Consider the following 9,658-nt stretch of genomic DNA (forward strand, 5'->3'; position numbering starts at 1 on the left):
GGAACGAACAGCTTCGCAACCTACGTGTCAGCACAGGGTTACCGCCAGCCGGGTGGTGACGCCCGCCCCCGCGAGGCGCGCCGCGGTCGCGCGCGGCACCGACAGCACGACCAGCGCCCCGCTGTCGCTCCCGTTCCCGGCCGGCGTCTTCTCCGCCTCCGGGACCCTCGACACCGTGGCCCCGCGCGCCACCACGTGGGCCTGTCCGCCCGCCGCCGGGTCCTCGGCCGCGATGACGTCGACCCGGTCACCGGGGCGCAGCAGCCGGACGGTGGCCGCGTCGGCGATGCGCACCGGCACGGTCACCGTGCCGGAGCCGTCCTCCCCGGCCTGTTCCCGGGCACGCTCCGCCGGCGGCGCCGGGTGACCGCGGGACGGTCCGCCGCGGGCGGGGCCCGCCGTGTCCGGAGGATCGGAGGTGCCCCGCGCATGGGGTGCGTTCCTGGGGCCGGCCGCCACGAGCGCGGCCGCCGTCACGGCGAGCCCGGCCGCCACGGCCCGCCTGCGGTGCCGTAGCAGACGCAGCAGCTGATGCCGCCCACCCCGCACCCGCACCGGCGCGAAGTACGGAACCTCGCAGGTCGCGGGGGCCTCGGCGCCGGGCTGGTACGGCCCCGAGGGCATAGACACGGACTGCATGGACGGCACGGACGGCGCCGACTGCATGGGCGGCCCGGGCGGCCCGGAGCGGAGAAGGGAGGGGAGGGAGGGCAGCGAAGGCGAGGACGACGAGGACACGGACACGGGGTCACCACCACCTGGAGCGGAGGACCGGCACCGGCCTGAGCGGATGCCGCTTGCGCATGCCACGATGAGGCATCCCGCCGGCGCCCGCCGGAGCCGGTGCGTTACCCGCCGGTTGTGGACAACTCCCTCACCCGAACGTGAGGTTCCGTCGGCCGCCGCCCCGTACCAGCCCCATGCCGGCGCTCGTACCAGCGACCCTGTCCGCCCCTACGGCAGCGCGAAGCCCGGGTCCATCCCCCCCAGCGCGTTCGCGCACAGGCAGTCCCGCTCCCCGGTCGCGGGCAGTGCGGCCACCGCGTCGAACAGCACGCCCCGCAGCCGCTCCACGTTCGCCGCGAACACCCGCAGCACCTCCTCGTGCGAGACGCCCTCGCCGCTCTCCGCGCCCGCGTCGAGGTCGGTCACCAGGGTCAGCGAGGTGTAGCAGAGCTCCAGCTCCCGGGCGAGCGCGGCCTCGGGGTGGCCGGTCATGCCCACCACCGACCAGCCCTGCGCCTGGTGCCACAACGATTCGGCACGCGTCGAGAAGCGCGGCCCCTCGACCACGACCAGGGTGCCGCCGTCGACGGCCTCCCAGTCCCGTCCGCGCGCCGCCTTCAGCGCGGCGGCCCGCCCGGTGGGGCAGTAGGGGTCGGCGAGGGAGACGTGCACGACGTTCGGCACGGCGCCGTCCGGCAGCGGCAGCCCGTCGAAATAGGTCTGCGCACGGGACTTCGTACGGTCGACGAACTGGTCCGGCACGAGCAGCGTTCCCGGGCCGTACTCGGGGCGCAGGCCGCCCACCGCGCAGGGGCCGAGGACCTGGCGCACACCCAGCGAGCGCAGCGCCCAGAGGTTCGCCCGGTAGTTGATGCGGTGCGGCGCGAGGTGGTGGCCGCGGCCGTGCCGGGGCAGGAAGGCGACCCGCCGGCCGGCGACCTCGCCGAGGAAGAGGGAGTCGCTGGGCGCCCCGTACGGCGTGTTCACCTGGACCTCGGTCACGTCCTCCAGGAAGGAGTAGAAGCCGGAACCGCCGATGACACCGATCTCTGCGTTCGCCATGGCCAGCACACTAGCCGCCCGCACCCGAGCCGCGGACCCGCCCTGGAAGACCCCGTCCTCATGCACCTCACCCCGGGCCGTCCCGTCCTCGGGCACCTCGTCCCGGGGCGTCCCGCCCCCGGGTACACCTGCGACCCCGCCGTCGTGACGGCGGGGTCAGGGGCGAAGAGGCGTCAGGCCGCGGAGCTGCCGGCCGAGCTCGTGGAGGAGGACGACGAGCCCGAGTCCGACGACGATGAGGTCGAGGACGACGAGGAGCTCGACGGCTTCGACGAGGCCGGGCTGCTGCTCGAGGAGGAGCCGCGGCTGTCGTTGCGGTAGAAACCGGAGCCCTTGAAGACAATGCCGACCGCGGAGAACACCTTCTTCAGGCGGCCACTGCAGCTCGGGCACTCGGTCAGCGCGTCGTCGGTGAACTTCTGCACCGCCTCGAGGCCCTCGCCGCACTCGGTGCACTGGTACTGATAGGTGGGCACTGTCTTCCTCCTGGCACTCTCACTCGATGAGTGCTAACGACGATCCATAGTGACGTATTCCCGGGGATCAGTCCACTGCGACGGAGGAGCGGTGACCGACGCCACGTGCGACGGTACGGCTCCGGGCGGGGGCCGAAAGCCGTGTCCTGAGGGTCACCAGGGTCGCCAGGGCGAGGAGAGTGCCCGCCATCGGGACCAGGAACCCGGCGCCGCCCCACAGGCGGTCCTCCAGTTGCCCGGCGACGGTGACGGCGGCCGCCTGGCCGAGCGCGACCGCCCCGGTGAGCCAGGTGAACGCCTCGGTGCGCGCCCCGGCCGGGACCAGGCCCTCCACCAGGGTGTAGCCGGTGATGAGGGCGGGCGCGATGCACATGCCTACCAGCAGGCCGAGGGCGGCCAGCAGAAGCACCGAATGCGCGGTCCACAGGGCGGAGGCGGCCAGCGCGAGCGCGGTGTAGCCGAGGAGCAGCCGGCGCTGCGGAGCCACCTTCCAGGCCATCGCCCCGCAGACGACGCCGGAGAGCATGTTGCCCGCGGCGAAGGTGCCGTACAGGACGCCGTTGAGGCCGGGCTCGCCGATGGACTCGGTGAACGCGGCCAGCGAGACCTGCATGCCGCCGAAGACCGAGCCGATGCCGAGGAAGGTCACGACCAGCACGCGCACGCCGGGCACACTCAGGGCGGAGGCGTGCTCCACGCGCGCGTGCCCGCCGCCCGCCGCGGCGGCCCGCTCCGTGCGCGGCTGGGTGCGCTTCTGCGCGGCGAACAGCAGGCCGCCGGCCAGGGTCAGCGCGGCCTCGGTGACCAGGCCGGCCGCCGGTGCGACGGCCGTGCACAGCGCGGTGGCCAGCAGCGGACCGACGACGAAGGTCAGCTCGTCGGTGACGGACTCGAAGGCCGCCGCGGTGCTCATCAGCGGCGAGTCGCCGAGGGTGACGCCCCAGCGGGCCCGCACCATCGGCCCGACCTGCGGCACCGAGGCGCCGGTCGGCACGGCCGCGGCGAACAGCGCCCACAGGGGGGCGTGCGCCAGGGCGAGCGCGGTCAGCGACAGGCCAGCCATGGCGTGCACCAGGACGCCGGGGACCAGCACGGCGCGCTGGCCGTGGCGGTCGGCGAGCCGCCCGCTGTAGGGCGCGAACAGCGCCATGGAGACGCCGGTGACGGCGGCGGTGGCGCCCGCGACGCCGTAGGAGCCGGTGGTGTGCTGCACCAGCAGCACGATGGAGAGGGTGAGCATCGCGAACGGCTGGCGCGCGGCGAAGCCGGGGAGCAGGAACGTCCAGGCGCCGCGGGTGCGCAGCAACTGCCCGTATCCGGGGCGGGCGGGGGCCGGCGCGTTCTTCGCCGGCTCAGGGGTGGTGACCGTGGATCCCACGGCCGTGCCTTTCTGCCGCCTGGTAGCGCGGCCCCGGGTTACGGGCACGCCGAGAGCTGTCCTCTTGCGCGGACTGCGGTAGATGCCGGTGCCCACGCGGGTGGCTGCCCGGCCGCCATACGGTCGCGCCAGCTCTGCGTCAGGCAGAGTTGGTTCGATCAGGTGCGCCTTCATGGTACAGCGATCACCCAGCCCCTACGGGGTGCCGCCGCTGCCGTCAGGGCCCACGGCCGCTCCCGCGCGGGGCGCATCGCCGTCGGGCTCACCGGCCGCCGCCTCTGCCGTCAGGGGCCGTCGCCGCTCCCGCGCGGGATGCTCCGCCGCCGGGCGCACCGGCCCGGGGCGCCCCCGCGCGGGATGCTGCCGCCGGGCTCTGCAGGCACCCGGCGCCCCCGCGCGGGATGCTGCCGCCGGGCTCCGCAGGCACCCGGCGCTCCCGCGCGGGGTGCCCGTCGCCGGGGTTCTACAGGCTCTCGCCGTTGTCGTTCGTGCCCAGCCAGCCGGCCAGTTTGCCGCCCCGGCCGACCGCGCGCAGTCGTCGTTCGGCGGCCTCGCGGACGGGGTCGGTGGCGACCACCAGGAGCTCGTCGCCGCGGCGCAGGGCCGTCGTCGGCAGGGGGACAAACGATTCACCCTCGCGCACGACCAGCGTGACCGCGGACCCCGCGGGCAGCCGCAGCTCGTTGATCTCGACGCCGTGCATCCGTGAGCCCTCCGGGATGGCCACGGACAGCAGATGGCCGCGCAGCCGCTCCAGGGGCGCCGCCTCGATGCCGAGGTCGGCGGCCTCCGGGCCTTTGCCCAGGCGCAGCGTGCGGGCCAGCCACGGGAGCGTCGGACCCTGGAGCAGGGTGTAGGCGACGACCAGGACGAAGACGATGTTGAAGATGCGGCGGCTGCCCGTGACGCCGTTCACCATGGGGATGGTCGCCAGGATGATGGGCACCGCGCCGCGCAGCCCGGCCCAGGACATCAGGGTCTGCTCCTGCCACGGCACCCGGAAGGGCAGCAGGCTGGCCACCACGCTCAGCGGCCGCGCCACCATGGTCAGCACCAGGCCGATGACGAGCGCGGGCAGGACGTCGTCGCCCAGTTCGTGCGGGGTGACGAGCAGACCGAGCAGGACGAACATGCCGATCTGCGCGATCCAGCCGAGCCCCTCGGCGAAGCCGCGCGTGGCCGGCCAGTGCGGCAGCTTGGCGTTGCCGAGCACCATCGAGGCCAGGTAAACGGCGAGGAAGCCGCTGCCGTGGGCGAGCGCGCCGGCGGCGTAGGCGGTGACGGCGATCGCCATGACGGCGATCGGGTAGAGGCCGGACGCGGGCAGCGCGACGTGCTTGAGGCCCCAGGAGCCGAGCCAGCCGACCGCGAGGCCGATGGCCGCGCCGATGGCCAGTTCGAGGGCTATCTCGCCCACCAGGACGTACCAGTGCTCGACCGGTCCCGCGGAGGAGAAGGCGACGACGAGGATGACCACCGGGGCGTCGTTGAAGCCGGACTCGGCCTCCAGAGTGCCCGTCACGCGCGCGGGCAGCGGGATGCGGCGCAGCACCGAGAAGACGGCCGCCGCGTCCGTGGAGGAGACCACCGCGCCGATGATGAGCGACTGCCGCCAGTCGAGCCCGCTGAGGTAGTGCGCACCCGCCGCGGTGATCCCCACGCTCACCGCGACACCCACCAGCGCCAGTACGGAGGCGGCCGGAAGGACCGGTCTGATCTCCTTCCACTTCGTTCCCAGACCGCCCTCGGCGAGGATCACGACCAGGGCGGCGTAGCCGATGATCTGGGTCAGCTCGGCGTTGCTGAAGTGCACGTGGCCGAGGCCGTCCTGACCGATGACGACGCCGATCCCGAGGTAGACGAGCAGGCTGGGCAGCCCGCTGCGCGAGGAGATCCGTACCGCTGCCACGGCGACGAGCAGGACGAGCGAACAGGCGAGCAGGAGCTGGTTGAGGTGGTGGACAGTCAGCGGCGGTTCCTTCCCCGAGTTCTCCGGGCTCTCCGGTTACTTCGTTACCTTACCTAACTCTTGACGCTTTCTTGACGCTTCGCGGGGCAAGATCGAACGCCCGTCCGCGTCGGGACCCGACTCCGCGTCAAGTGCCATCGGGCCCTGCGCCTATGGTTGCTCCAGCACTCCAGTACCGCCTGCCGCTCGCGTTAGGACAGCAAGGACAGCGATGCCCCCCAACACCACCGCCTCAACGGGTGACAAGCCCGGCAAGTCCGGCAGGAAGAAGGGGCGAAAAGCCCGACTGGTCGGGCTCGTCCTGGTTCTGGCCATCATCGGAGGCATCGCCTACGGGGCCTACTGGTCGATCAGTACGGTGCGCGCCTCCTTCCCGCAGACCAAGGGCTCCATCACGCTCCAGGGCCTGTCGGGACCCGTCGACGTCAAGCGCGACGGCTACGGCATCCCGCAGGTCTACGCCTCCTCCGCCGCCGACCTGTTCATGGCGCAGGGCTACGTCCAGGCGCAGGACCGCTTCTACGAGATGGACGTCCGCCGGCACATGACCTCCGGGCGCCTGTCGGAGATGTTCGGCAAGGGCCAGGTCAAGAACGACGAGTTCCTGCGCACCCTCGGCTGGGACCGGGTCGCCAAGGAGGAGTACGACAGCAAGCTGTCGGCCTCCACCAAGAAGTACCTCCAGGCGTACTCCGCGGGGGTCAACGCCTACCTCAAGGGCCGGGACGCCAAGGACATCTCCCTGGAGTACGCGGCCCTGGGCTTCACCAACGACTACAAGCCCGCCCAGTGGACCCCCGTCGACTCGGTGTCGTGGCTGAAGGCGATGGCCTGGGACCTGCGCGGCAACATGCAGGACGAGATCGACCGCGCCCTGATGACCAGCCGCCTCGGACCCAAGCAGATCAAGGACCTCTACCCGGACTACCCCTACAGCCGGCACAAGGCGATCGTCACGCAGGGCCAGTACGACGCGCTCACCAGGACGTTTCAGGGCGGCGGCGCCACCACCGGCACCTCGACGGGCACGGGCACCTCGACAGGCGCCTCGGGCACCTCCACGGGCACCTCGGGCACGGCCCGGACGACGGCGGGGACCACGGGCGGCGCCACCGGCGGCACCGGGACCGCCGGCACGACGTCCGGCGCCACGTCCGGCACCTCCGCGGGCTCCGGGATCCAGGGTCAGCTCATGGGCCTGCACGACGTCATGGACAACCTCCCCACGGCCGTCGGCGTCAACGGCAACGGCATCGGCTCCAACTCCTGGGTCGTCTCCGGCAAGTACACGATCACCGGCAAGCCGCTGCTGGCCAACGACCCGCACCTGTCGGCCTCGCTGCCCTCGGTCTGGTACCAGATGGGCCTGCACTGCCGCTCGATCTCCAGCGCGTGCCCCTACGACGTCACCGGCTACACCTTCGCGGGCATGCCCGGCGTGGTCATCGGCCACAACCAGGACATCGCCTGGGGCATGACCAACTCCGGCGTCGACGTCACCGACCTGTACCTGGAGAAGCTCAGCGGCGACGGCTATCTGCGGGACAACAAGACCGTGCCGTTCAGGACGCGCCAGGAGACCATCAAGGTCGCCGGCGGCGCGTCCAAGACGATCGTCGTCCGCGAGACCGAGAACGGCCCCCTGCTGTCCGACCGTGACGACGAACTCGTCAAGGTCGGCAAGAAGGCCCAGGTCAACACCGCCGCCCCGGACCGCGGCGACGGCTACGCGATCGCCCTGAAGTGGACCGCGCTCCAGCCGGGCACCACCATGGACGCCGTCTTCGCCATCGACAGGGCGAAGGACTTCACCGGCTTCCGCTCGGCGGCCGCGCTGTTCGACGTGCCCTCGCAGAACCTGATCTACGCCGACACCGAGGGGAACATCGGCTACACGCTGCCCGGCCGCATCCCCACGCGCGCGAAGAACGACGACGGCTCCATCCCGGCGCCCGGCTGGGACTCCAAGTACGACTGGACCGGCTACATCAAGCAGGACCAGCTGCCCTACGAGTACAACCCCAAGCGCGGCTACATCGTCACCGCCAACCAGGCCGTGATAGACCCGGACAAGTACCCGTACACACTGACCACGGACTGGGGTTACGGCACCCGCAGCCAGCGGATCACCGACCTCATCCAGTCCAAGATCGACGGCGGCGGCAAGATCTCCACCGACGACATGCGCCAGATGCAGACGGACAACAGCAGCGAGATCGCCAAGCTCCTGGTGCCCAAGCTGCTGAAGATCGACCTCAAGGACAAGGACGTCCGCCAGGCGCAGAAGCTCCTGGAGGGCTGGGACTACACCCAGGACGCCGACTCGGCGGCGGCCGCCTACTTCAACGCGGTCTGGCGCAACATCCTCAAGCTGGCCTTCGGCAACAAGCTGCCCAAGGAGCTGCGGGTGAAGGGCCAGTGCCTGTGGGTCGAACCGGCCGACAACACCGGCCCGGTGGACGAGACCAGCAAGGTCCGCGAGTGCGGCGAGCGCGACGCCGACCAGGCGCAGCCGGACGGCGGCGACCGCTGGTTCGAGGTCGTGCGCAACCTGATGGACGACCAGAACAGCGACTGGTGGAAGACGCCGGCGTCGGGCACCCGCCCCAAGGCCGACAACCGCGACGAGCTGTTCGCGCGCGCCATGATCGACGCCCGCTGGGAGCTGACCGCCAAGCTCGGCAAGGACATCGACACCTGGAGCTGGGGACGGCTGCACCGGCTGTTCCTGAAGAACCAGACCCTGGGCACCGAGGGCCCCGGCTTCCTGCAGTACGTCCTCAACCGCGGCCCCTGGAAGCTCAGCGGCGGCGAGGCCGCGGTCAACGCCTCCGGGTGGAACGCGGCCGGCGGCTACGGCGTGGTGTGGGTGCCGTCCATGCGGATGGTGGTCAACCTCGCCGACCTCGACAAGTCCAAGTGGATCAACCTCACCGGCGCCTCGGGGCACGCCTTCAGCGCCCACTACACCGACCAGACGGGCAAGTGGGCCAAGGGCGAGCTGCTGCCCTGGTCGTTCTCGCCGGACGCGGTCGACAAGAGCACGAGCGACCGGCTGGTCCTCAACCCGTGACCGGCTGAGCACACCGGCCGGCGAGGACCGAAGGCCCTCCACGCGCGCGTGGAGGGCCTCCGTCGTACCGGCCCGGCCCGCCGTCAGGCGCCGGGCACGGCCCGGCCGCCCTCGGTGAACCGCCGTACGCCCGACGGCGTCACCACCGCCTGCACCGGCCGGTCGTGCGGCTCCTCCGGGACGTGCCGGACGACCTCGGAGTCGTACAGCAGCACCACCAGTGCCGGACCGGCGCCCGCCCGCTCCAGGCGCGCGAGCACACGGTCGTAGGACCCTCCGCCGCGCCCCAGCCGCATCCCGCGCGTGTCGACGGCGACGCCCGGCAGCAGCACCACGTCGGCGGACGTCACCGCGTCCGGACCGAGGCGCTCCCCGGCCGGCTCGAACAGCGCCATCCTGCCGCCGTGTTGCACGCGCGCGAGGGAGCCCTCTCCGCCGTAGGCGCCCCAGTCCAGGTTGTTGTCGGGTAGCAGCGCGGGCAGCAGGACGCGCACGTCCCGCGCGCGCAGCGCGTCGAGCAGGGGGAGGGTGCCGGGTTCGGCGCCCACGGAGACGTACGCCGCCACCGTGCGCGCCCGCGTCAGCTCGGGCAGCTCCAGCGCGCGCCGGGCCAGCGCGCCGGCCGCCTCCCGTACGTCGTCGGTACTCAGCGCGTTCCTCGCGGCGAGGAGGTCCCGGCGCAAGGTGCGCTTGGCGGGCTCGGTCGTACGTCCCGTGTGGCTCAAAGTGTTTCCGCGCCCTTTCCCGTCAAGTCGCCCGGCGGTTTCGTATCGGCCGCCCGCCCGCTTTCTCATGCGCCGGGGCGGCCGCTCATCTGAGAATCAATAAACCGGAGGCATCAGATCCATGCAAAGTCAGCGGATAAGGTTGCGGACATGACTCAGTCGCACCCGAGGATCACCAAGGCGGTCGTGCCCGCGGCCGGTCTCGGTACCCGGTTCCTGCCGGCCACGAAGGCCACGCCCAAGGAGATG

At 72.1% G+C, this 9,658-nt stretch carries 7 protein-coding genes and 1 pseudogene; 2 read left to right on the forward strand and 6 right to left on the reverse strand.

Annotation, left to right across the window (positions count from 1 at the left end; all coding sequences use genetic code 11):
* Positions 1-27: 27 nt before the first annotated feature.
* The 5 genes from IE217_RS20585 to IE217_RS20605 form a co-directional block, all read right to left on the reverse strand.
* On the reverse strand, positions 28-639 hold the full coding sequence (locus IE217_RS20585) for an RcpC/CpaB family pilus assembly protein (RefSeq protein WP_190179362.1): 612 nt from the start codon (positions 637-639) through the stop codon (positions 28-30).
* A gap of 315 nt (positions 640-954) precedes the next feature.
* Positions 955-1,788, reverse strand: coding sequence for an S-methyl-5'-thioadenosine phosphorylase (locus tag IE217_RS20590; protein WP_190179363.1), 834 nt, complete (start codon positions 1,786-1,788; stop codon positions 955-957).
* A gap of 173 nt (positions 1,789-1,961) precedes the next feature.
* Entirely contained in the window at positions 1,962-2,264 is a 303-nt protein-coding gene (locus tag IE217_RS20595) for an FmdB family zinc ribbon protein (protein WP_190179364.1), read from the reverse strand.
* A 67-nt stretch (positions 2,265-2,331) separates the two neighbouring features.
* Positions 2,332-3,642, reverse strand: a complete 1,311-nt coding sequence (locus tag IE217_RS20600; protein WP_190179365.1) for an MFS transporter — start codon at positions 3,640-3,642, stop codon at positions 2,332-2,334.
* 463 nt (positions 3,643-4,105) lie between these two features.
* Positions 4,106-5,611: a potassium/proton antiporter gene (locus IE217_RS20605; protein ID WP_190179388.1), complete on the reverse strand. Its 1,506-nt coding sequence runs from the start codon at positions 5,609-5,611 to the stop codon at positions 4,106-4,108.
* 211 nt (positions 5,612-5,822) lie between these two features.
* Here IE217_RS20605 and IE217_RS20610 point away from each other — a divergent pair, with 211 nt between their 5' ends.
* Positions 5,823-8,684: a penicillin acylase family protein gene (locus IE217_RS20610; RefSeq protein WP_190179366.1), complete on the forward strand. Its 2,862-nt coding sequence runs from the start codon at positions 5,823-5,825 to the stop codon at positions 8,682-8,684.
* Positions 8,685-8,767: 83 nt separating this feature from the next.
* Here IE217_RS20610 and IE217_RS20615 read toward each other — a convergent pair whose 3' ends face one another.
* On the reverse strand, positions 8,768-9,409 hold the full coding sequence (locus IE217_RS20615; protein ID WP_229865433.1) for a 5-formyltetrahydrofolate cyclo-ligase: 642 nt from the start codon (positions 9,407-9,409) through the stop codon (positions 8,768-8,770).
* A 150-nt stretch (positions 9,410-9,559) separates the two neighbouring features.
* On the opposite strand from IE217_RS20615, the pseudogene IE217_RS20620 reads away from it, so the two are divergent.
* Positions 9,560-9,658: pseudogene (locus IE217_RS20620) on the forward strand (UTP--glucose-1-phosphate uridylyltransferase); the annotation flags it as partial.

Source organism: Streptomyces naganishii JCM 4654 (genome assembly GCF_014650575.1).
GTDB classification, from domain to species: Bacteria; Actinomycetota; Actinomycetes; order Streptomycetales; family Streptomycetaceae; genus Streptomyces; species Streptomyces naganishii.

Bases quoted from the DNA above. Each gene is read 5' to 3' on its own strand.
- IE217_RS20585 (WP_190179362.1), bottom strand. From the start codon at position 639: ATGCAGTCCGTGTCTATGCCCTCGGGGCCGTACCAGCCCGGCGCCGAG.
- IE217_RS20590 (WP_190179363.1), bottom strand. From the start codon at position 1,788: ATGGCGAACGCAGAGATCGGTGTCATCGGCGGTTCCGGCTTCTACTCC.
- IE217_RS20610 (WP_190179366.1), top strand. From the start codon at position 5,823: ATGCCCCCCAACACCACCGCCTCAACGGGTGACAAGCCCGGCAAGTCC.